Source organism: Bacillus sp. FSL E2-8868 (genome assembly GCF_038005505.1).
GTDB lineage: Bacteria > Bacillota > Bacilli > Bacillales > Bacillaceae_G > Bacillus_A > Bacillus_A mycoides.
In genome coordinates, this window is record NZ_JBBOTI010000001.1 from 282,404 (window position 1) to 305,588 (window position 23,185).

Here is a 23,185-nt window from a genome sequence, read left to right on the forward strand (position 1 = left end):
TCAACACTCGTCCCTTTTTATGGGATGAGTGTTTTTTATTTTGAAAAAAAAGAGGAGTGACCAGTGATGGCAGATGTAGTTAAAATTACTTTCCCTGATGGAGCTGTGAAGGAGTTTCCAAAAGGAGTAACAACTGAAGAAATCGCAGCTTCTATTAGCCCAGGCTTAAAGAAAAAAGCTGTGGCTGGAAAATTAAACGATGAGATGATCGATCTTGTTACACCAATCGAAGAAGATGGTGCAGTTTCTATTATTACATTAGATTCTGAAGATGGCTTATATATTTTACGCCACTCAACAGCTCACCTTTTAGCACAAGCGTTAAAACGTTTATATAAAGATGTTAAGCTTGAGCTTGGCATTGGTCCAGTAATCGAAAATGGCTTCTACTACGATATTGATATGGAAGAAGCAATTACAGTTGAAGACTTCAAAAAAATCGAAAAAGAAATGCAAAAAATCGTGAACGAAAACTTAGAAATCGTTCGTCATGAAGTGCCACGTGCAGAAGCACTTCGTCGCTTTGAAGAAATCGGCGATGAGTTAAAATTAGATTTAATTAACGATCTTCCAGAAGATGCAATTATTTCAATCTATGAGCAAGGCGAATTCTTCGACCTTTGCCGTGGTGTTCACCTTCCATCTACAGGGAAGATTAAAGTGTTTAAATTATTAAGTGTTGCTGGTGCTTACTGGCGCGGCGATAGCAATAATAAAATGTTACAACGTATTTACGGTACTGGATTCGTTAAGAAAGCAGAATTAGATGAGCACTTACGTATGCTTGAAGAAGCGAAAGAGCGCGATCACCGTAAATTAGGTAAAGAGTTAAAACTATTTACTAATAGCCAAAAAGTAGGACAAGGTTTACCACTTTGGTTACCAAAAGGTGCAACAATTCGCCGTATTATCGAGCGTTACATCGTTGATAAAGAAGCAAGCTTAGGCTATGATCACGTATACACTCCAGTATTAGGAAGTAGAGAGCTTTATGAAACTTCTGGTCACTGGAACCATTACCGTGATGGCATGTTCCCATCAATGGAAATGGATAATGAAGAGTTAGTTCTTCGTCCAATGAACTGCCCTCACCATATGATGGTTTATAAAAATGATATTCACAGCTACCGTGAATTACCAATCCGTATTGCGGAACTTGGAACAATGCACCGCTATGAAATGTCTGGAGCATTATCTGGATTACAACGTGTACGCGGAATGACTTTAAATGATGCGCACATTTTCGTTCGTCCAGATCAAATTAAAGAAGAATTAAAACGTGTTGTAAACTTAACGTTAGAAGTGTACAAAGATTTCGGTTTAGAAAACTATTCATTCCGTCTATCTTATCGTGACCCAGCAGATACTAAAAAGTATTATGCTGATGATGAGATGTGGGAAAAAGCACAAGGTATGTTAAAAGAAGCTATGGATGAAATGGGTCTTGATTACTATGAAGCTGAAGGTGAAGCGGCATTCTATGGTCCGAAACTTGACGTTCAAGTTCGTACTGCTCTTGGAAAAGACGAAACACTTTCAACTGTACAATTAGACTTCTTACTTCCAGAACGCTTTGAATTAACTTACGTTGGTGAAGACGGTAAACAACATCGTCCAGTTGTAATTCACCGTGGTGTTGTATCAACTATGGAACGTTTCGTAGCCTTCTTAATTGAAGAATACAAAGGCGCATTCCCAACTTGGTTAGCTCCAGTTCAGGCGCAAGTAATTCCAGTTTCTCCGCAAGTACATTTAGACTATGCGAAGAAAGTACAAGATGAATTACGACGTGCTGGTATCCGTGTTGAATTAGACACTCGTGAAGAGAAAATTGGTTACAAAATCCGTGAAGCACAAATGCAAAAGATTCCGTACATGCTTGTAGTAGGTGACAATGAAGTTACTGAAAATGGCGTTAACGTACGTAAATATGGTGAACAAAAATCAGAAACAATCGCATTAGATGCGTTTGTTGACATGATTAAGGTAGAAGGAAAACGATAAGAAAGAGCCGCGGTATACCGCGGCTTTTTTATGTATTATAAAAAAGAAAATCTAGAAAAAATAACCAAACAATACTTATCATAAAAAAGTATTGCAAGTATGCTGGTTGTTTGTTACAATATTTCTTGTTGTTAGTAAAACACATCGCGTCTTCTTGACAGACGTCATGTCCTATGATAAACTCATCAAGGATAATAGAATATGGTTTTGACAAGTAGAAGCACCCGCTTCTCACCTGATGGACGCATTCGCAGTTAGCAGGTAAATGTATTTCTTACTAAAGATATTACAAGTGTGGGTGCCGTGTGCCCGCACTTTTTTTGTTCGGGTTCTACAATTGCAAAACGTATTCTAAGAAAACCTTGGAGGTGGCTTACTATTAGCAAGGATATGATGATTAACGAGCAAATTCGTGCACGTGAAGTACGCTTAGTTGGCGCAAACGGCGATCAACTTGGAATCAAGTCTCGTAATGACGCTTTAGACTTAGCTGCAGGTCTTAATCTTGATTTAGTATTGGTTGCTCCAAATGCGAAACCACCAGTATGCCGCATTATGGACTACGGTAAATTCCGCTTTGAGCAACAGAAGAAAGAAAAAGAACAGCGCAAAAATCAAAAAGTAATTAGCATGAAAGAAGTTCGTTTAAGTCCAACAATTGATGAACATGACTTTAACACAAAACTTCGTAATGCTGTCAAGTTTTTAGAGAAAGGCGACAAGGTTAAAGCGTCAATTCGCTTTAAAGGACGTGCCATTACTCATAAAGAAATCGGTCAACGTGTTTTAGATCGCTTCTCAGAAGCTTGTGCTGAAGTTAGTACAATTGAATCTAAGCCTAAAATGGAAGGACGTAGTATGTTCTTAGTTTTAGCACCGAAAAACGATAAGTAATAGATAGAGGAGGAAATACCTATGCCTAAACAAAAAACTCATCGCGGCGCTGCAAAGCGTTTCAAAAAGACTGGATCTGGTAAACTGAAGCGTTCTCACGCTTACACAAGCCATTTATTCGCTAACAAATCTACAAAAGCTAAACGTAAACTACGTAAAGCTGGTGTAGTTAGCGCTGGTGACTTCAAACGCATTCGTCAAATGCTTGACAACTTAAAATAAGTTCGGCTGATATATAGAACAAACTAGGAGGTAATATTATGCCAAGAGTAAAAGGTGGTACAGTTACTCGTCAACGTCGTAAAAAAGTTATAAAATTAGCAAAAGGTTACTACGGTTCTAAGAGTACATTATTTAAGGTTGCTAACCAACAGGTTATGAAATCTCTAATGTATGCATTCCGTGACCGTCGTCAAAAGAAACGTGACTTCCGTAAATTATGGATTACACGTATCAACGCAGCAGCTCGTATGAATGGTCTTTCTTACAGCCGCTTAATGCACGGTTTAAAAAATGCTGGCATCGAAGTTAACCGCAAGATGCTTGCTGACTTAGCTGTTCATGACGAAAAAGCTTTCGCTGAATTAGCAACAGTTGCAAAAAACAACATTAACTAATTGTTTAAAACCTTAGAAGATTTTCTTCTAAGGTTTTTTTAGTTGCATTTATTGTAAAATCCTCCACTTATTATCGTTATTTCTTGCTCAAGTATATTAAGATGTGCTTGTAAGAATTTTTGTAACGATAACGAGGAGACTTTTACATGAAAGTAGGAAAGATTAACGGATGTGTAGTTATCGATATGACAAAATCAATATAAAAGCCATAGCGATATAAAAGAATATATAAAGTCAGGAGAATCCTCCTGACTTTTTTTATCCCTCTATTTGCGGGCAGTAAAACTCCCACCTCAAAATTCAGCTGGAGCAAAGAAGTTAGGTGGGAGATCAACTGCCCGTAAAAGCCCGATTGGTGAAGGCTAATAATAAGTGGGGATGAACAAAACCCCCCACTTATTAAAGTTTCACTTTATTTGAACTCATTCGTGAGAAGTGCATCTTTCCTAGCAGAAACGACACTGCTATAATGGAAAGATGATATGGAGCTTTCATCAAGTGAACAATCTATGAGTGATGATTGAAACGTATTTGCAAATTAAGGACAAGCTATCTTTATAAAGATGTAGGTAGCTGACTTGTTAATAAGAAACGAAAAATAATAATGAACTTTGAGATGAAACAACATTGTTGCGGAAAATGCGATGTTGGAGGAGGACAATAGAATGGACTTACTACAACTATTTAAATTACAAAAAGAATTAGATGACCGTATTGTGAAAGAACATGACTTACAACCGAAAAAATTGTTAAAAGAAAAAATGTTAGCTCTTCTTGTAGAAATTGGAGAACTTGCAAATGAAACACGTTGTTTTAAATATTGGAGCAATAAACCAGCTTCAGAACGTGAAGTAATATTAGAAGAATACGTAGATGGTTTACATTTTATTTTATCAATCGGAATCGATTTAGGAATTGATAAAAACTTCTTATTCTATAAATGTGCGCAAACGAATAAAACACAAGTGGAAATTTTCTTAGACACATATGCGAAAGTAATTCGTTTTACAGATCAACCTTCTATTACGAACTATATTGAACTATTTACAAGCTATCTTCGCCTTGGACAAGCGCTTGAATTTGAACAAGATGAAATTGAAAAAGCATATTTAGATAAAAATGAAGTAAATCATCAGCGTCAAACACAAGGATACTAATTTAATTTTTGAATATTTCAATTTCCTTTTGTATAATAAAGTGACTGAAGAAAAAGGAGGGTGTTGGCAATGATAAAATTAGACGAGACATTGACAATGCTAAAAGAATTAACAGACGCACGCGGTATTGCGGGTAACGAGCGCGAACCACGTGAAGTAATGAAGAAATATATTGAGCCGTTTGCAGATGAACTTTCTACTGACAATTTAGGAAGTTTAGTTGCGAAAAAAGTTGGGGAAGAAAACGGCCCGAAAATTATGGTTGCAGGTCATTTAGATGAAGTCGGCTTTATGATTACGCAAATTGATGACAAAGGCTTCCTTCGTTTCCAAACGGTGGGTGGCTGGTGGTCGCAAGTTATGCTTGCACAGCGCGTAACGATTGTAACGCGTAAAGGAGATATAACAGGTGTAATTGGTTCAAAACCACCGCACATTTTACCTCCAGAAGCTCGTAAAAAGCCAGTTGAAATTAAAGACATGTTCATCGATATTGGTGCTTCTAGCCAAGAAGAAGCGATGGAGTGGGGCATCCGACCAGGAGATCAAGTTGTACCGTACTTCGAATTCCAAGTGATGAAGAATGAAAAGATGTTACTTGCAAAAGCATGGGATAACCGAATTGGTTGTGCAATTGCAATTGACGTATTAAAACAATTAAAAGATGAAAAGCATCCAAACGTTGTATACGGCGTTGGGACTGTACAAGAAGAAGTTGGTCTTCGTGGTGCGAAAACATCTGCAAACTATATTAAGCCAGATATCGCATTCGCAGTAGATGTAGGTATTGCTGGTGATACACCAGGTGTAACGGCAAAAGAAGCACAAAGTAAAATGGGTGATGGTCCGCAGATCATTCTATATGATGCTTCTGTTATTGGTCATACAGGTTTACGTGATTTCGTTGTTGATGTTGCGGATGAATTACAAATTCCATATCAGTATGATTCTGTAGCGGGCGGGGGAACGGACGCAGGAGCAATTCACATTTCTGTAAATGGTATCCCATCTATGGCAATTACGATTGCGACACGCTACATTCATTCTCATGCAGCGATGTTACATCGTGATGATTATGAAAACGCAGTGAAGTTAATTGTAGAAGTTATTAAACGTCTTGATAAAGAGGCTGTACATAACATTACATTTAATTAATAGAAAAAAGCGAAGGATAACCTCCTTCGCTTTTTTCATTTTTAAAACGGCCTTTCTAATCCTGCTGCAGTATGAGCTCCTAAAATAATTAAGCGAGTTAATTGCATTGCCATGAAATGTGGGGTATAAATCATGCCTCTTTTTAACCATGACATAATCATTCCGATATGAGCGCCTGTAACATAACTAATAAGAATATCACGAGGGACCATAAGGTCTTCATCATCTGGCTGGGAAATAGATAGGCTTAATGTTAAATGTGTTTGAATTGTTTTCATCATTTTATAAGAATAGTTTCCAGCTGCCTTATCGCCGAGCATAACGTTATAGAAATTAGTATTGTCTGCGATATGCTCAAACAAAGCTAAAAAAGTTGGATGCGGTGAATCAAAAGTGAGCTGAAAATCTTCTTTATTTCGATTTTGTGGTTTAATTACTGCAGCTAGTTTTTCTAACATTTCTTCTATGCTTTTTTCTAATAAATCATATTTATCATGGTAATGGCTATAAAATGTAGCACGATTTACAGGAGCGCGTTCCGCGATATGTTGCACAGTTACATTTTCGAAGCCCTTTTCGCCTACTAAAGCGACAAAAGCATCCTGTATGAGTTGTCTCGTTCGTTTTACACGTGGATCATTTGTATTTTTAATAGACATTTTTACTTCACCTCGTTTAATTTTTTAACCTTAAACAACACATGTATAGTGTAATGTTGTTTAAACAACATATAGGTTTAAATTGTTGGTTGTAGATTCGGGATAATTATTTATAATTATAAACGATAGTCCTTTAGAAATCAGCACCGCTAGGATGCAGACAAAACATAGTTTGCGTCGTAAAAGGTGTGCTTTTTTTGTTTAAAGGTTAATATAATTAACAATTAAACAATATAAACACTAAGGATATAAATAGTTTAGAAAAAAATTATATGCGATATAAGGAGAGGAATGCAATGAATCAGTTTCGAAGAATGGTAATTATCAACATTATCACATTAATTGTATTAGTTGGCGGCGGTATTGGCGGTTATTACTATTACAATCAAGCGGAAAACTATTTAAAAACAGAAAATGCAAAGATTGACGGGAAAGTAATCCCAATTGCATCACCAGTAGCAGGTAAATTAACAGACTGGAAAGCTGAAGTCGGAAAAAATTACAATGAGAACGATAAATTAGGTGCGGTTACTGTAGCAGGAGCAAATGGTGAGCAAACAGTAGATGTAACAATTCCGCAAAATGCAACAGTTGTACAATCAAATGCAACAACTAATGCGTTCGTTGGGGCAGGTAGCCCAATTGCTTATGCATTTGATATGAGCAATTTATGGGTAACAGCAAATATTGAAGAAACAAATATTGATGATGTTCAAAAAGGCCAAACAGTAGATGTGTATGTAGACGCATACCCAGATACAACGTTAACGGGAAAAGTAGAACAAGTTGGATTAACAACAGCGAATACATTCTCGATGTTACCATCAAGTAACGCAACAGCGAACTATACGAAAGTAAAGCAAGTTGTACCAGTTAAAGTTTCTTTAGATCATAGTAAATCAGTAAATATTGTTCCTGGAATGAATGTGTCAGTTCGTATTCATAAGTAAGGGGGAGATGAGATGTCCTCAATTGCAATTGTAGGATATGCACTATTTTGTATAATCGTCTTCTTCCTTGTAAATCGTCTTTTACGAAAGAAAAAAACGAATGTGGGAGAAGAACAAGTCCCAGCCGTAAGTAAGATAGAAGTAAGTCAAGCAGAAACAGTAGAGAAAGAACTTGAACAAAAACAAGAAACAGAAGCTTCTAACGTAGTGGAATTAGAAACAGGGAAGCAAGAGCAAGTAAAACAGGAAAAAGAAATGCTGAAGAGACAATTGCCGGTAGAGAATGTGAATGTAAAGGCAGTTGTAGCTGTATTAATTCTCGGTATGTTCGTTTCTATTTTAAACCAAACGATCATTAATGTTGCACTGCCTCCATTAATGAATGAATTTAACGTATCAACTTCAACAGCACAATGGTTAATTACAGGCTTCATGCTTGTAAACGGGATTTTAGTACCAATCAGTGCATTTTTAGTTTCACGATTTACGTATCGTAAATTATTCATAGCAGCAATGTTATTCTTCACTGTAGGATCTATCATTTGTGCTACATCAGGAAACTTTACAATGATGATGACAGGCCGTGTTGTTCAAGCGGTTGGTGCAGGTATTTTAATGCCAGTTGGTATGAATATCTTCATGACATTATTCCCGCCTAATAAACGCGGAGCAGCTATGGGGTTACTTGGGGTAGCGATGATTTTAGCACCAGCTATCGGACCAACTGTAACAGGTTGGGTAATTGAAAACTATAGCTGGAACTTAATGTTCTATGGGATGTTTGTTATCGGTTTAATTATTACGTTCTTATCTTTTAAATTCTTTACACTAGCTCAGCCAGTGTCCAAAACAAAGTTAGATGTATTCGGTGTTATTAGTTCAAGTATTGGACTAGGTAGCTTACTGTACGGATTTAGTGAAGCTGGAAATAATGGCTGGACTAGTGCAGAAGTTGTTATAACACTTATCATCGGTGTCATTGGTTTAGCTGTATTTATTTGGAGAGAGTTAACAACAGACAATAAAATGCTTGATTTACAAGTGTTTAAATATCCGACGTTCACTTTCACATTAGTAATTAACGCGATTGTAACGATGGCCTTATTCGGAGGTATGTTATTACTTCCAGTATACTTGCAAAACATTCGCGGTTTTACACCGATGGAATCTGGTTTATTATTACTTCCAGGATCATTAATTATGGGGATCATGGGACCAGTTGCAGGTAAACTATTTGATAAGTATGGTATTCGTCCGTTAGCAATTGTCGGATTAGCCATTACAACATTTGCGACATATAAATTTACAACGTTATCGATGGATACACCGTATAGCGTTATTATGACGGATTATATTATACGCTCAATTGGTATGTCATTCATTATGATGCCAATTATGACAGCTGGTATGAATGCACTGCCGATGAAATTAATTTCTCACGGTACAGCAACGCAAAATACGTCAAGACAAGTAGCTGGTTCAATTGGAACAGCGATATTAATCACGCTTATGACGCAACAAACTACTGCTCACGTAGCGGATTACGGCAATATGTTAACAACGTCAAACCCGATTTTAGTTGATAAAGTACACGGTATGGGCCAAAGCTTAGCGGCATTAGCCGGATCAGCTCAAGCAGGAGATGCGATGAGTACACAACTATTATTCGGACAAATTTCAAAGCTATCTGCAATTAACGGTATTAACGATGCCTTCTTAATTGCAACAATACTCGCAGGTATTGCTTGGGTGTTATCGTTCTTCTTACCATCAGGCAATAAACCAAATAGAAAAGCAGGGAATTAATTTCCCTGCTTTTTTGTCTTTTTAAAGAGTGAGATATAAAAAATGATAACCAGCTACGGAGCACAGCCCTGTTATAAACAAAATTGTCCCCATAGAACGAATACTCGATATTTGTCTTCCACTTATAATAGCTAATAGTCCAGCTAAAGAGAAGAAACACCAATATAAAGTTCCTGAAATTGGAACCATCCCCTCTAAATCTATTCCAAAACCTATACAAATGATAGGAACAAAGATAAGCGATATGCTAATCAAACCAGCTATAATAGTAAGTGATTTACGATATTTAATGCCAGCAATAATTAAAAAAATGCCAACGATGAATTGGCATAACATCAAAGTAAGAGCCAAAACCATCCAAGTTAATATTCCAAACACTTCTGTATTACCTCCGATAAAATATTATATATAGAATGAATCCCCTACAGACATAAGTACCCAGAAAATAACCCCTAATATGCCAGCGATAAAAATAATGAATCCCATATTACGTATACTTTTAATCTTTGCCTGTAATCCATTTAATCCTGCCAATAATCCAGTTAAAGAAAACAGTATCCAATATAAAGTAGTTGAAATAGGGAGGATCGTATCGCTATTCACCCCCATGCCCCAAAAAACAAAAGGTAGTGTGACAAAAGATAGGCTAAGTAGCCCCATTAAACCCACAAATAATTTAAGGTGTTTAATGCTAGTAATAATTAAAAAAATACCGCCGAAAAATCCGCATAAAACAAGAAGTGGCATATAAAAAATCCAAAGTAAGCTCGACATAAATAATCTCCTTCTATGGTGATGAGTTATATTTTACTATATGAGGTTTATTTTGGATATTATTAATAAATATGTATAAATTGATAGAAATGAGAAGTGATGATACGAATTAATAAAAGAGGTATCGCGATGACACCTCTTTCTAACTCAAGAATGCTAACATATTATTCATAATATGAAATAACATAGCTGGAATAATGGATTTTGTTTTTTTACATAAAATAGCCATTAATAATCCCATGAAGAAAGTAATTACCATTACTCCAAGTGAGTATGTATGAGCGATACCGAAGAAGAAGCTTGTTATGATGGCTGCAATCCAAAATGGAAAGCGTTCTGAGAAGAAGCGAAGTATAAAACCACGGAAAATAAGCTCTTCAAAAATTGGTGTGAGTATAGCGAAGCCGAGAAGTAATAATATTTGATACTGCTTAAAAACGTCTAAGTTTAGTGCGGAAGATTGCTGCTTCGTTGCGTCTTGGAACACATAATTTAACAAGATGTAATTGAGTATAATGTTTATAGCGAAGAAAAGAAGTAAGTATACGTATGTACGCCATTCTTTAAGTACTTTAAAGTTAAAAGATTTTAGTAGTAATTTTTTTGCGGGTTCGAATTTGAAAATGAAGAATAACAACACGGCTAGTTGTAATATGATACTTGCAGTATTTGCAATAGATTTATACAGGGCAATTTGTTTTTTATCTGTAAGACCGGCTGTATAAATTGTTAAGGGCATTGCGAGGAACACAGTAATAAGTCCGGTTCCGAAAAAAGCGAATAAAACGGAGCTAATAAATTGTCCCCATGACATAGAGTATTTCTGTTCATTAGAAAGTTGTGTAGCGGGTTGCATTTGTAAAATCACCTCTTTATATTTGTATATTTAATTATAAAGTATTTTGCTTTTGGGTGTAACATTTAAATATTACATACAAAGGTGTATTTTTCGCAAAATAATAAAAGAGGTATCACCCTATAGTGATGCCTCTTTCTCATTGATAACTATGTTCTGCCTTGTCATTCAATTTCTTTTGCTCTATTTGTAATTCACGCTCTACCAATCGGTCTAATTGCTGAATAGCTTTCAATGCTTTTTCGTAAGAAATCGTTCTATAATGGTGCGCTCCGCCCGGTTCTTCATCTGCTTCGTCTGCCCATTTAATAATGTTTTGAAGAGATGTTCTTTCAATTTCTTGCTGTACTAAGAAAGAATCTGTATGAAGAAGAATCGCAATAGAAATTTCTTTTGCTAGTTTAGGATGTTCTCCTAATCTAATAAGCAATTTATGAGATCTTTCTGCCCCTTTAATCGCATGTATATCATTCTTTTTATACAAGTCATAGTCCCATTCGCCGCCTGTGTACCACGTATGATGTCCGATATCATGAAGGAAGCCAGCCTTTGTCGCAGCATCGACTGAGGCGTGATGCTTTTTGGCTAAGTGAAACGCATGGTAAGCGACAGCAATCGCGTGGACCATTCCAGAACGGTTTACATATTTTTGTGTAATGTGATGTTTAAAAACTTGTTCAAGCGTAATACGTTGCATAAAACATTCACTCCTTTTATCTAATGATGTACATGAAGAAAAATCGATCGGTTTAAATGTATTTTGAACATTGTACTCCATCGGGGTAGCGTTAGTAAAGTAGAAATGTTTAGGAGAAGAAAAATTTTATAGCAATAAAAGGTCACCTTAGTTTTTTTTCTAAGGTGACCTTTTATTGCTTATTTTTTTAATCCTTGCTCCAGTGTTCCTAACATTTCGTGTTTTTCATTTTCATCAGCATTTTTCCAAATGACTTCGAATAAAACGCCAAGACCTGGAAGCATTTTTTCTTCACCGCTTTGAATTGCATCGACAATCGTTTCTTGTAATTGATCTTGTGAATTTCCAGATACATTCGCTAATACCGCGCCGCGTAAATTAAAACTCATTATCTTCACCTCTTCTTCAGAATTGAAACTGACGTTAGTTTTTGTTCTTTTTTATGTAAATATGTATGAAAAATAGGCTATAATGATAAGACAAGAAGAGAGGGAAATACATATTATGAAAAACATTGATTCAGTACAAAACCCGCGTGTGAAGCAGTGGAAAAAGCTGCAGACGAAAAAAGAGCGCGATAACAAAGCTTTATTTTTTGTAGAAGGATTCCATTTAGTAGAGGAAGCGTTAAAGGCAGGAGTTGTAACAGAACTTATCGTTTCAGATCAGACAGATCTTCCGAAAGATTGGACAGTTAATGATGTTGAAATGTATATTGTGCCTGAAGCAATTGTAAAAGTACTTCGCGAAACAGAAACAACGCAAGGTGTATTTGCTGTTTGTGAGAAACATGAGAAAGAAGTAGCTCTTACTGATGGGAAATTTCTTTTATTAGACGGCCTTCAAGACCCAGGTAATTTGGGAACGATTATTCGTACAGCGGATGCAGCTGGTATTCATGCCGTTGTGCTTGGAGAAGGGTGCGTTGATGTTTATAATAGTAAAGTACTACGATCTACACAAGGTTCTATTTTCCACTTACCGGTTGTAAAAGGGAACTTAGAAGAATGGGTAGACAAGTTAAAAGAAAATAACGTCCCTGTATATGGAACAGCTCTTGAAAATGGAGTTCCATTTGCTGAAGTAACCCCGGCTGGAAGTTTTGCATTAATTGTAGGGAATGAAGGAAGCGGCGTACGCCAAGAAATTCTTGCGAAAAGTGATCAAAACTTGTATATTCCGATTTACGGCGGGGCAGAATCATTAAATGTTGCGGTTGCAGCAGGGATTTTAACGTATTATTTACAAAGCCCAGTTGCGAATCGATAAAAAACTTCTTATAATAAGTTGAAGTGCATGTTCATAAAAAAGTGGTGAAATGAGTATCGAACTTTTTTGAACATATAATAAAAGTATATTAATGAAAAACGTTGATAGAGAAGAGTAGCTTACAAAATCGCCATATAGGGAGAGAGTGCCGTAGACTGAAAGCATTCTTATGGTAGATGGAAGTGAATTCACCTCTGGAGTTGGCGCCAGGACCATTTATATGTAAAGGCGTTCCGGTCAGAATTGATCGTTATAACTAATGAGTGGGCAGACTTGTTCTGTCAATTTAGGGTGGTACCGCGAATTTACCTCGTCCCTTTTTGGGAGCGGGGTTTTTTTATTTTTAAAATTAGGAGGGTTCCAAATGGAAGCACGTTTAAAAGAGCTAAAGCAAAAAGCGTTAGAGCTTATTGAAGAAGCGAAAGAGCTAAAGGGCTTAAACGACGTACGCGTAGCGTATTTAGGGAAAAAAGGTCCAATTACAGAAGTATTACGCGGCATGGGAAAATTATCAGCAGAAGAGCGTCCACGTATGGGAGCATTAGTAAATGAAGTACGTGAAGCGATTCAAACGCGTCTAGAAGACAAAATTGGTAACTTAGAAAAAGCAGTAATTGAGGCGAAATTAGCTACTGAAACAATTGATGTTACACTGCCAGGTCGTCCTGTTGAAACAGGTTGTCACCATCCGTTAACAGCAGTTGTTGAACAAATTGAAGATGTATTCATCGGTATGGGTTATGAAGTAGCTGAAGGAACAGAAGTAGAAAAAGACTACTACAACTTCGAAGCATTAAACTTACCGAAAGATCACCCAGCGCGTGATATGCAAGATACATTCTACATTACAGAAGAAACGTTACTACGTACACATACATCTTCTGTGCAAGCACGTACGATGGAAAAGAATAAAGAAAAAGGACCGATTAAAATTATTTGTCCTGGTAAAGTGTATCGCCGCGATGACGATGATGCAACGCATTCACACCAATTCATGCAAATTGAAGGTCTTGTAATTGATAAAAACATTCGCATGAGTGACTTAAAAGGTACACTGCAAGTATTCGTGAAAAAGATGTTCGGTGAAGATCGTGAAATCCGTCTTCGTCCAAGTTTCTTCCCATTCACAGAGCCGTCTGTAGAGATGGATATTTCTTGTATGATGTGTCACGGTAAAGGTTGTGGCACTTGTAAAGGGACTGGCTGGATCGAAATTTTAGGAGCAGGTATGGTTCACCCGAACGTACTTGAAATGGCTGGTTATGATTCAAAAGAATATCAAGGTTTCGCATTCGGTATGGGCGCAGAGCGTATCGCAATGTTGAAATACGGCGTAGATGACATTCGTCATTTCTATACAAATGATGTACGTTTCTTACAACAATTCAAACGAGCGTAAGGGAAGGAGAGGATAAATATGTTCGTATCATATCGTTGGTTACAAGAGTATGTAGATATTAAAGATGTAACAGCACAAGAACTAGCAGACAAAATCACGAAAAGTGGTATTGAAGTAGAAGGTGTTGAAGTATTAAATAAAGGTGTAAAAGGTGTTGTAGTTGGTCACGTATTAGAATGTGAAAAACACCCAGAAGCTGATAAATTAAGCAAATGCTTAATCGATATCGGTGAAGAAGAACCGGTTCAAATTATTTGTGGAGCTGCTAACATTGCAAAAGGTTTAAAAGTACCAGTTGCAAAAGTTGGCGCTGTACTTCCTGGTAACTTCAAAATTAAAAAAGCAAAACTACGCGGGGAAGCTTCTCACGGTATGGTTTGTGCTCTTCAAGAGCTTGGTATCGATGGGAAATTCGTTGCGAAAGAATATGCAGACGGTATCTTCATCTTCCCAAGTGATGCTGAAGTTGGTGCAGATGCACTTGAAATTTTAAATTTAAATGATGAAGTACTTGAGCTTGGTTTAACACCAAACCGTGCAGATTGCTTAAACATGTTAGGTGTTGCATATGAAGTAGCTGCTATTTACGGCCGTGAAGTAAAACTTCCAGCTATCGACTTACAAGAAACAGCAGAAAAAACTTCTGATTACATTTCTGTAAGTGTAGAAGCGAAAGAAGAAAACCCATTATATATTGCAAAAATGGTGAAGAACGTAAAGATTGGTCCATCACCAATGTGGATGCAAACTCGTCTTATGGCAGCTGGCATTCGTCCAATTAGTAATGTAGTTGATATTACAAACTACATTTTAATGGAATACGGTCAACCGTTACATGCATTCGATTACGATAAATTAGGTTCAAAAGAAATCGTTGTTCGTCTTGCAAAAGAAGGCGAAAAGATTCAAACATTAGATGCTCAAGAACGTACGTTACAAAGCCACCATCTTGTAATTACAAACGGCACAAAAGCGTTAGCTGTTGCTGGTGTAATGGGCGGAGCGGATTCTGAAGTTGATAGCGAGACAGTAAACGTTCTAATTGAGTCTGCATACTTTGCAGGTCAAACAGTGCGTCGTACATCAAAAGACTTAGGTCTTCGTAGCGAATCAAGTGCACGTTTTGAAAAAGGAATCGACCCAACACGTACATTTGAAGCAATTCAACATGCAGCTGCTTTAATGGCAAAATACGCTGGTGGAGAAGCACTTGAAGGTGTAGTAGAAGCTGATAACTTACAAGTACAAGAACGTACAGTATCTGTTACAGCTGAAAAAGTAAACCGTGTATTAGGTACAGATATTTCTGCGAGTGAAATGGGTACAATGTTCACAAACTTAAAATTCCCATTCACAGAAGTAGAAGGAACATTCCATGTAAATGTACCAGCACGTCGTCCTGACATTACAATTTCAGAAGACTTAGTAGAAGAAGTAGGTCGTCTGTATGGTTATGATCACATTCCAGTTACATTACCATCTGGAACAATGACACGTGGTAAATTAACATCAGCACAAACGAAACGTCGTAAAGTACGCCGCTTCCTAGAAGGTGCTGGTTTATATGAAGCAATCACATATTCATTAACAAGCGCTGACAAAGCGAAACAATATATGGTTGAGCCGAACGAAAAAGCTCCTGTCAATCTTGCGCTTCCAATGAGCGAAGAGCGTAGCCAACTTCGTTTAAGCTTAGTGCCACAATTGTTAGAAGCAGTTTCATACAATGTTGCACGTAAAAACGACAGCGTTGCATTATATGAAGTAGGTTCTATCTTCTTACCAACAGAAGCAGGAGAACTTCCGAAAGAAGAACAACATCTTGCAGGTGTTATGACAGGTCTTGCTCTTCACCATGCATGGCAAGGTGAGAAGAAAGTTGTAGACTTCTTCGTTGTTAAAGGTGTATTAGAAGGATTATTCGACGTACTTGGCGTGGCAAATCAAATCACTTATGCACCAGCAAAACGTGAAGGTATGCACCCAGGCCGTACTGCTGACATCGTATTAGATGGTGAAGCAATCGGATTCATCGGTCAATTGCACCCGGAAACAGAAAAACAATTAGATGTGAAAAATACATTCGTATTCGAATTATCTCTTGCAAAAGTATTCGGTGCAGACGCTGAGGGAACTTACTACTCAGCAATTCCACGTTTCCCATCTATGACACGTGATATGGCTGTTGTAGTAACAACAGAAACAAAAGCTGGTGAAATGAAGCAAGTCATTGCTGAAGCTGGCGGAGAACTTCTGAAAGACGTAGCACTATTCGACTTATACGAAGGTGAAAAAATGGAAGAAGGCAGGAAATCACTTGCATTCTCTATGAACTACTTCGATGCAGAACGTACATTAACAGACGAAGAAGTAACAGAAGCACATAACCGTGTATTAACAGCGGTAGAAGAGAAATTTGGTGCGGAGTTACGTAAGTAATAAAAAATTGCCGGATTAAGTCCGGCAATTTTTTTTATGGCACGATTGTCGGAAAATGTCGGTAAGTCGATATATTATAAAAATCGCCGATATATTTGGAGTTATGATCGATATATTATAAAAATCGCTGATATATTTGGAGTTACGGTCGATATATTGCGAAAATCGCTGATATATTTTCTGGCATCTTGCATCTTTCTCTCGAATGTAGTACATTAATTTTAGTTTAACAAAACGAAAGACGATGATAAGGAAAAGTAGTATATACTATAATCCAAAGCGAGTCAGGGACGGTGAGAGCCTGATGAGGCGGTATATGTGAAGAACACCTTGGAGTTGCTAACCGAAATTGAAACTTGTATTCAAGAGTAGACTTAGACGGGAATCCGGCCTGTTACAAACCGGGAAGTATGTATTACATACGAGTTAAAGTTGGTCTTTATGACAAATTGGGTGGTACCGCGAAGTTTAACCTTTCGTCCCTTTATGGATGAAAGGTTTTTTGTATTTAAATATATGAGTAAAGGAGAATTTTACTATGGAAAACACATTAGTAAAAAGTCTGTATAGAGATACAGATAAATACGCAGATCAAACAGTACAAGTATCGGGTTGGATTCGTAACTTACGTGATTCAAAAGCATTTGGTTTCATCGAATTAAACGACGGTAGCTTCTTCAAAGGTGTTCAAATCGTTTTCGATACAGAATTAGAGAACTTCAAAGAAATTGCAAAGCTTCCACTAAGCTCTTCAGTTAAAGTAGAAGGTAAAGTAATTGCAACGCCTGGAGCGAAGCAACCATTTGAAATTAAAGCAGAAAAAATTGATATCGAGGGCTTATCAGACTCTGATTACCCACTTCAAAAGAAGCGTCATACGTTTGAATATTTACGTACAATCGCTCACTTACGTCCAAGAACAAATGCATTCTCTGCAACGTTCCGTGTGCGTTCTATCGCAGCATTTGCGATTCACCAGTTCTTCCAAGAGCGTGGATTCGTACATGTTCACACACCAATCATCACTGGTAGTGATACAGAAGGTGCAGGCGAAATGTTCCGCGTAACAACGCAAGATTTAAACAACGTACCTAAAGGTGAAGACGGACAAGTTGACGAATCAAAAGACTTCTTCGGTAAAGAAACAAACTTAACAGTAAGTGGACAGCTTAATGCTGAAGCTTATGCGTTAGCATTCCGTGATGTGTACACATTCGGTCCTACATTCCGTGCAGAAAACTCAAACACAACTCGCCACGCAGCTGAGTTCTGGATGGTTGAGCCTGAGATTGCATTCGCTGAGTTAGGCGATGTAATGGATCTTACAGAAGATATGCTGAAATATGCAATGAAATACGTACTAGAGCATGCACCAGAAGAAATGGACTTCTTCAACAGCTTCGTTGATAAAACAGTTCTAGAGCGCATGAACAACGTAATCAACTCTGACTTCGGTCGCATCACTTATACAGAAGCAATTAAAGTACTTCAAGAATCAGGTGCTGAATTCAAATACCCAGTAGAATGGGGTATTGACTTACAAACAGAGCACGAAAGATACTTATCAGAAGAAATCTTCAAACGCCCTGTATTCGTAACTGACTATCCGAAAGACATTAAAGCATTCTACATGCGTATGAACGAAGATGGTAAAACAGTAGCAGCTACTGACCTTCTAGTTCCTGGCATCGGCGAATTAATCGGCGGAAGTCAACGTGAAGAAAGAATGGACGTTTTAGTAGACAGAATTAAAGAATTAGGTATGAACGAAGAGGACTACTGGTGGTACTTAGAACTTAGAAAATACGGCGGTACAAAACACGCTGGATTCGGTCTAGGTTTCGAGCGCTTCCTAATGTACATTACTGGCATGGCTAACATCCGTGACGTAATTCCATTCCCAAGAACTCCAGGTTCTTCTGAGTTTTAAGATATAAAAAAGCGAGAGGATTTCCTCTCGCTTTTTATTTTGAATAGTTTATTACCTCGTAGCAAAAAGTAACGCGAAGGGGTGAATATAAATGAGTAAAAAAGTGAAAAAAGATCATTCAAGATCAAGCCTAGGTTCTCCAGAAGTAGAAGGACAAGGAACGACGACACATGAAACAGGTTCTCATAAAGTATCTTCATCAAATAAGAAGCAGAAACGAAGCTAACATAAAAAAGGAGAGTCTTGGCGGCTCCCCTTTTTTTATGTATTACATCTTATTATCATTAATCTCTTTTGTAATTTTATCTACATCTTTGTCTAATCGATCTAAATAGAAAAACCACAGTAAGCTCATGAGAACGTAATAGATGGCCATAACACAAAGATTATCAGATATATTTTCGAATGTGGATTTGGAAGTGAAAAAAGCTCCCCAAATGATAGAGATTGTAAGGTAAGAAAGAGGGAACACGAGGTGTACTAAAATATATAATATCTTTTTAACTTTAACAGAGTTCATATGAATTACCTCCTTATTTAAACAATCCTCTTTTTCTAGTCATAAATTCAAGTTCCTCACAGAAGTGTTGCAGCTTTACTGGATTATGTATTAACAAGCGGGCATCGTGTTTCCCGATAAATCTTCGAATCCGAAAGTTTAATAAGAAAGATCGGCCATAGCGCTCTATTAAATCGTTGAACACTGGTTGTTCACTTAGTAGCTGAATGTTTTCTCTAATTTCGAACTGTCTTTCGTGTGGATCACCTAGTAAAATATCTAGAATCATTTGTAGAAGTAGTAATAGGAACTCATATGTTTGAAAAATATGTATATTTTAATTATAACAAAAATACACAGGCGATAGTAGAGTGGACTAAAGTGAAACAAAAAACAGGAGTTTGTAGGCTCCTGTTTTTGTCGATACTATTTTAATAAGCGAAACGCCTTCTCTGTATTAGCAAAATGCAGTTTCACAAACTCAGGTAGTCTTTCTTTTCCGATCTTTTGAATTAATGTAGCAGCGGCGATATCAACTTGTTTACCTGCACCTTTTGGAAGTGGCATACCAGCTTTTTTGCTTAGTTCGTCAAATTGTTTTACGAATGAGTAACGAGCCAAAATGGAAGCGGCGGCTACTGCTAAATGGACGCTTTCGCCTTTCGTAGCGAAATACACATTTTCACGCTGTACCTGTTTTTGTTTCGCTAAATATTTATAGTATGTATCAGGCTGTGTAAATTGGTCGATTAAGATGCCTTCTGGTTTTGTAGGTGCAATTTTTGCCAATAAGTTTGTAATTGCTTTATTATGCAGTAAAGCTTTCAGTTTACCTTGGTTGTTTCCTTTGTCAAATAGCTCATTATATTTTTCATTGTGAAGAACGAGGGAGCTGTAAGGAACAACGTGAAGGAGTTGTTTTGCAATCTCAGCAATTTGAGCATCATTTAAGTTTTTGGAGTCTTTTACACCGAGTTCTTTTAAAAGTGGAATTTGCTTCGCATCCACATATACAGCAACTACTGTCATCGGTCCGAAGTAATCACCAGTACCTACTTCGTCTGATCCTAGAATAGACATTGTGCCGATGGAAGCGGGCGGCGCATAACGATGTGAATTGACCGATTTTTTTACAGCTGATTTTGGTGTTTGAGAGACAGTTTGCCAACGAGAAGCCTCTGCTTCAGCACGTCCACCTTGAAACATCACTTTCCCTGATTTATAAGCTGTAATTGTGCAAGATGGAACCTTTGCCATAAAGATACCGCCTTGCGGAATTTTGGGGCTAAGTGCTTGTTTGTATTGTTGTTTCATGTCTTCAATTACTGTAGAACTTGTTTGTATTACGATAGAATTTGACAAAATGGTCGCTCCTTTTTTATGTTGTTATTTTTATCATATCGGATTGTTCTTTCTGTTTCCATATTATGATGGTTCATGGTATGATAAACTTTAGGATTCTGTACGTGATTGGAGGCCGGTGAGTTGTCACAACAAAAGGGAAATAAAAGTCGAATTAATGTAGAAATATATGGCCAACAGTATTCAGTTGTTGGCGATGAAAGTACAAGTCATATCCGCATGGTAGCAGCGATTGTGGATGATAAAATGCGCGAACTCAATGCCAAGAATCCTTCGCTTGATACGAGTAGACTAGCGGTATTGACGGCGGTAAACGTCATACACGATTACATAAAATTAAAAGAAGAACATGAGAAGTTGAAAGAAAGTATGACACAAAAAGGAATGGAATAAACATGATTGATATTATTATCATTTTATTGCTTGTTATGGGATTTTTCCTCGGTTTACGCAGAGGATTTATTTTGCAACTTGTAAAGTTAACAAGCTTTATTATCGCATACCTCGTTGCATACTGGTACTGTAAAGATTTAGCGCCAACGCTTGCGAAATTTATTCCGTATCCATTCGATAAGAATGTATCTGTTCCAGAATGGATAGATGCGAATAATATTGAGGGTGTCTTCTATCAAGCAATTGCGTTTATTGTATTATTTATTATTACAAAAATCGCACTTTCACTACTTGGTAATTTACTGAATATGTTTGCAGAAATCCCAGTTTTAAAGCAAGTCAATGCGGTTGCTGGGGCACTTCTTGGCTTTTTAGAAGTGTATATCATTCTGTTTGTCTTAATTATTGTTGGAACAATTCTTCCAATTGAACAAATACAAACACCATTACAAAAATCATCAATTAGCAAAATAATTGTAGACGATACACCGATTCTTTCTGAAAAGGTGAAGGAACTATGGCAGACAGGTAGCAGAGTGTAACTTCTCTTTTTTCGGAAAGAGAAGTTTTTTTCTATGAAAGAAAGGCGGGGCAATGATGAAAGTGAATAAAAAACAAGTTATCAAATTACTAGAGACAATCGGCCTATTTATGGAACTAAAGGGCGCGAATCCATTTAAAATATCTGCATTCCGTAAAGCGGCGGCAGCACTAGAAAGTGATGACCGTAGTCTTTCTGAAATTGAAGATTTCACAAAGATTCCAGGTATCGGAAAAGGAACGGCAGCAGTTATTCAAGAATATATAGAATCGGGAACATCTGAAGTACTACAAGAACTTGAAAAAGAAGTACCAAGCAGTTTATTACCACTATTAAAACTACCAGGCCTTGGTGGTAAGAAGGTGGCCAAGTTATACAAAGAACTTGGTGTTGTTGATATGGAAACGTTAAAAGCTGTTTGTGAAGAAAATAAAGTACAAGCTTTAGCTGGATTCGGTAAGAAAACAGAAGAGAAAATATTAGAAGCAATTGATCAAGTAGGCTCTCGTCCAGAGCGTTTACCAATTGCGATGGTATTGCCTATTGCCGGGGAAATAGAGGAGAAATTGTCGAATGTTGCTGAAATAATTCGTTTCTCACGCGCTGGTAGTTTACGCCGTGTTCGTGAGACAGTGAAGGACTTAGATTTCATCATTGCAACGACAGAGCCAGCAGTAGTGCGTGAACATTTACTACAATTTGATAATATGATTGAAGTGATTGCAAGTGGAGATACGAAAGTATCTGTTCGTCTTCAATATGAATATGATATTTCAATTGACTTCCGCTTAGTAAAACCAGAAGAATTTATTACAACTCTTCACCATTTCACAGGATCAAAAGACCATAACGTAAAAATGCGCCAAATTGCGAAAGATAGAGGCGAGAAAATTAGTGAATACGGTGTGGAAATCTTAGAGACAGGTGAAGTGAAAACATTCGAAACAGAAGAAGCATTCTTCGCCCACTTTGGCCTTCCATTCATCCCACCAGAAGTGCGTGAAGATGGAAAAGAAATTGAATTAATTAAAGAGTATCCCAACTTAATTCAGTTCTCTGATATACAGGGTGATTTACATATGCATACAACGTGGAGTGACGGTGCTTTTTCAATTGAAGAAATGGTGCAAGCGTGCCGCGCTCGTGGATATAAATTTATGGCAATTACTGATCACTCGCAATACTTGAAAGTAGCAAACGGTTTAACGAAAGAGCGTCTTCGTGAACAAGCGAAAGAAATTGAACGTATGAATGAAAAGTATCCAGACATTACAATTTTGCGCGGGATTGAAATGGACATTTTACCAGATGCGACACTTGATTTTGACGATGAAGTATTAGCAGAACTAGATTATGTCATTGGAGCCATTCACTCTAGCTTCTCACAAGACCGTGAAACGATTATGAAGCGTCTTCGCACTGCACTTGAGAATAAGCATGTCACAATGATTGCCCATCCGACAGGACGTCTTCTTGGGCGCCGTGAGGGTTACGATGTAGATACAGATTTATTAATCCAGCTCGCAAAAGAAACAAATACAGTTTTAGAATTAAATGCAAATCCAAACCGTCTAGATTTAAGCGCGAAATTATTAAAACAAGCACAAGATGCTGGTGTAAAAGTAGCGATTAATACGGATGCCCATACACTTGAAATGTTAGAAGATATGGAAACAGGTGTAGCAGCAGCGCGTAAAGGTTGGATTCAAAAAGATAACGTGATTAACACATGGGATATTGAACGTTTATTAGACTATATTAAACGTAATAAGTAATACAGGGGG

The 23,185-nt window shown here is 37.3% G+C and carries 25 protein-coding genes and 4 other annotated features (1 of these 29 only partly in view); of the genes, 16 read left to right on the plus strand and 9 right to left on the minus strand.

All coding sequences use genetic code 11. The annotated features are described in order from the left end of the window. Window positions 1-18 (plus strand) — a binding site (T-box leader) (it extends 210 nt beyond the left edge of the window). 48 nt (window positions 19-66) lie between these two features. From thrS to NSS74_RS01615, 6 genes are all read left to right on the plus strand, one after another. Further along, window positions 67-2,004, plus strand: coding sequence for a threonine--tRNA ligase (thrS, locus tag NSS74_RS01590; protein WP_002145444.1), 1,938 nt, complete (start codon window positions 67-69; stop codon window positions 2,002-2,004). A 206-nt stretch (window positions 2,005-2,210) separates the two neighbouring features. Continuing rightward, window positions 2,211-2,331: a sequence feature (ribosomal protein L20 leader region), on the plus strand. 63 nt (window positions 2,332-2,394) lie between these two features. Beyond that, the gene (gene infC, locus NSS74_RS01595; protein WP_002015470.1) at window positions 2,395-2,898 is read left to right on the plus strand and encodes a translation initiation factor IF-3; all 504 of its coding nucleotides are present in this window, start codon (window positions 2,395-2,397) and stop codon (window positions 2,896-2,898) included. A gap of 21 nt (window positions 2,899-2,919) precedes the next feature. Next, window positions 2,920-3,120, plus strand: coding sequence for a 50S ribosomal protein L35 (rpmI, locus tag NSS74_RS01600; RefSeq protein ID WP_001125945.1), 201 nt, complete (start codon window positions 2,920-2,922; stop codon window positions 3,118-3,120). Window positions 3,121-3,158: 38 nt separating this feature from the next. Continuing rightward, on the plus strand, window positions 3,159-3,515 hold the full coding sequence (gene rplT, locus NSS74_RS01605) for a 50S ribosomal protein L20 (RefSeq protein WP_001138364.1): 357 nt from the start codon (window positions 3,159-3,161) through the stop codon (window positions 3,513-3,515). A 665-nt stretch (window positions 3,516-4,180) separates the two neighbouring features. Further along, window positions 4,181-4,672, plus strand: coding sequence for a dUTP diphosphatase (locus NSS74_RS01610; protein WP_002015469.1), 492 nt, complete (start codon window positions 4,181-4,183; stop codon window positions 4,670-4,672). 69 nt (window positions 4,673-4,741) lie between these two features. Then, complete coding sequence (locus tag NSS74_RS01615; protein WP_340813144.1) at window positions 4,742-5,827, plus strand: M42 family metallopeptidase; 1,086 nt, start codon at window positions 4,742-4,744, stop codon at window positions 5,825-5,827. 41 nt (window positions 5,828-5,868) lie between these two features. Here NSS74_RS01615 and NSS74_RS01620 read toward each other — a convergent pair whose 3' ends face one another. After that, window positions 5,869-6,486, minus strand: a complete 618-nt coding sequence (locus NSS74_RS01620) for a TetR/AcrR family transcriptional regulator (RefSeq protein ID WP_002015467.1) — start codon at window positions 6,484-6,486, stop codon at window positions 5,869-5,871. A gap of 296 nt (window positions 6,487-6,782) precedes the next feature. Here NSS74_RS01620 and NSS74_RS01625 point away from each other — a divergent pair, with 296 nt between their 5' ends. Next, window positions 6,783-7,436 carry an HlyD family secretion protein gene (locus tag NSS74_RS01625; protein WP_002190842.1) on the plus strand — a complete coding sequence of 218 codons (654 nt, stop codon included), beginning with the start codon at window positions 6,783-6,785 and terminating at the stop codon, window positions 7,434-7,436. 12 nt (window positions 7,437-7,448) lie between these two features. Next, on the plus strand, window positions 7,449-9,242 hold the full coding sequence (locus NSS74_RS01630) for a DHA2 family efflux MFS transporter permease subunit (RefSeq protein ID WP_002143335.1): 1,794 nt from the start codon (window positions 7,449-7,451) through the stop codon (window positions 9,240-9,242). Between the two features lie 21 nt (window positions 9,243-9,263). Here NSS74_RS01630 and NSS74_RS01635 read toward each other — a convergent pair whose 3' ends face one another. From NSS74_RS01635 to sspI, 5 genes are all read right to left on the minus strand, one after another. Next, the gene (locus NSS74_RS01635) at window positions 9,264-9,620 is read right to left on the minus strand and encodes an ammonia permease (protein WP_340813145.1); all 357 of its coding nucleotides are present in this window, start codon (window positions 9,618-9,620) and stop codon (window positions 9,264-9,266) included. A gap of 24 nt (window positions 9,621-9,644) precedes the next feature. Beyond that, the gene (locus tag NSS74_RS01640; RefSeq protein WP_002165001.1) at window positions 9,645-10,016 is read right to left on the minus strand and encodes a hypothetical protein; all 372 of its coding nucleotides are present in this window, start codon (window positions 10,014-10,016) and stop codon (window positions 9,645-9,647) included. Between the two features lie 142 nt (window positions 10,017-10,158). Continuing rightward, complete coding sequence (locus NSS74_RS01645) at window positions 10,159-10,872, minus strand: CPBP family intramembrane glutamic endopeptidase (protein WP_340813147.1); 714 nt, start codon at window positions 10,870-10,872, stop codon at window positions 10,159-10,161. 139 nt (window positions 10,873-11,011) lie between these two features. Next, a complete protein-coding gene (locus NSS74_RS01650) occupies window positions 11,012-11,569 on the minus strand; it encodes an HD domain-containing protein (protein WP_002143328.1) in 558 nt (185 codons plus the stop codon). 179 nt (window positions 11,570-11,748) lie between these two features. Continuing rightward, window positions 11,749-11,958, minus strand: coding sequence for a small acid-soluble spore protein SspI (sspI, locus tag NSS74_RS01655; RefSeq protein WP_000009511.1), 210 nt, complete (start codon window positions 11,956-11,958; stop codon window positions 11,749-11,751). Between the two features lie 82 nt (window positions 11,959-12,040). On the opposite strand from sspI, the gene NSS74_RS01660 reads away from it, so the two are divergent. The 5 genes from NSS74_RS01660 to NSS74_RS01680 all read left to right on the plus strand — a co-directional run bounded on the left by NSS74_RS01660 (window position 12,041) and on the right by NSS74_RS01680 (window position 18,832). Next, window positions 12,041-12,838, plus strand: a complete 798-nt coding sequence (locus NSS74_RS01660; protein ID WP_002034240.1) for a TrmH family RNA methyltransferase — start codon at window positions 12,041-12,043, stop codon at window positions 12,836-12,838. A 92-nt stretch (window positions 12,839-12,930) separates the two neighbouring features. After that, window positions 12,931-13,159: a binding site (T-box leader), on the plus strand. A 43-nt stretch (window positions 13,160-13,202) separates the two neighbouring features. Beyond that, entirely contained in the window at window positions 13,203-14,237 is a 1,035-nt protein-coding gene (gene pheS / locus NSS74_RS01665; protein WP_002015457.1) for a phenylalanine--tRNA ligase subunit alpha, read from the plus strand. Window positions 14,238-14,255: 18 nt separating this feature from the next. Further along, window positions 14,256-16,676 carry a phenylalanine--tRNA ligase subunit beta gene (pheT, locus tag NSS74_RS01670; RefSeq protein WP_159147142.1) on the plus strand — a complete coding sequence of 807 codons (2,421 nt, stop codon included), beginning with the start codon at window positions 14,256-14,258 and terminating at the stop codon, window positions 16,674-16,676. Window positions 16,677-16,911: 235 nt separating this feature from the next. Beyond that, window positions 16,912-17,163: a binding site (T-box leader), on the plus strand. Window positions 17,164-17,214: 51 nt separating this feature from the next. Next, window positions 17,215-18,606: an asparagine--tRNA ligase gene (gene asnS / locus NSS74_RS01675; RefSeq protein ID WP_002034242.1), complete on the plus strand. Its 1,392-nt coding sequence runs from the start codon at window positions 17,215-17,217 to the stop codon at window positions 18,604-18,606. A 91-nt stretch (window positions 18,607-18,697) separates the two neighbouring features. Beyond that, window positions 18,698-18,832 (plus strand): YuzL family protein, encoded by a 135-nt coding sequence (locus NSS74_RS01680; protein ID WP_000039594.1) that lies wholly within the window; start codon window positions 18,698-18,700, stop codon window positions 18,830-18,832. A 42-nt stretch (window positions 18,833-18,874) separates the two neighbouring features. On the opposite strand, the gene NSS74_RS01685 is transcribed toward NSS74_RS01680, so the two are convergent. The 3 genes from NSS74_RS01685 to rnhC form a co-directional block, all read right to left on the minus strand. Further along, window positions 18,875-19,126, minus strand: coding sequence for a hypothetical protein (locus NSS74_RS01685; RefSeq protein WP_002143326.1), 252 nt, complete (start codon window positions 19,124-19,126; stop codon window positions 18,875-18,877). Between the two features lie 13 nt (window positions 19,127-19,139). Beyond that, window positions 19,140-19,394 carry a hypothetical protein gene (locus tag NSS74_RS01690; protein WP_080019783.1) on the minus strand — a complete coding sequence of 85 codons (255 nt, stop codon included), beginning with the start codon at window positions 19,392-19,394 and terminating at the stop codon, window positions 19,140-19,142. A 137-nt stretch (window positions 19,395-19,531) separates the two neighbouring features. Next, on the minus strand, window positions 19,532-20,467 hold the full coding sequence (gene rnhC, locus NSS74_RS01695) for a ribonuclease HIII (RefSeq protein WP_002143324.1): 936 nt from the start codon (window positions 20,465-20,467) through the stop codon (window positions 19,532-19,534). A 123-nt stretch (window positions 20,468-20,590) separates the two neighbouring features. On the opposite strand from rnhC, the gene zapA reads away from it, so the two are divergent. Genes zapA through polX form a run of 3 tightly spaced genes read left to right on the plus strand, consistent with a single transcriptional unit; the run spans window position 20,591 to window position 23,176 of the window. After that, window positions 20,591-20,860, plus strand: a complete 270-nt coding sequence (gene zapA, locus NSS74_RS01700; protein ID WP_002088902.1) for a cell division protein ZapA — start codon at window positions 20,591-20,593, stop codon at window positions 20,858-20,860. Window positions 20,861-20,862: 2 nt separating this feature from the next. After that, window positions 20,863-21,402 (plus strand): CvpA family protein, encoded by a 540-nt coding sequence (locus tag NSS74_RS01705; protein ID WP_002034246.1) that lies wholly within the window; start codon window positions 20,863-20,865, stop codon window positions 21,400-21,402. Between the two features lie 55 nt (window positions 21,403-21,457). After that, window positions 21,458-23,176, plus strand: coding sequence for a DNA polymerase/3'-5' exonuclease PolX (gene polX / locus NSS74_RS01710; protein WP_002088901.1), 1,719 nt, complete (start codon window positions 21,458-21,460; stop codon window positions 23,174-23,176). Window positions 23,177-23,185 lie beyond the last annotated feature (9 nt).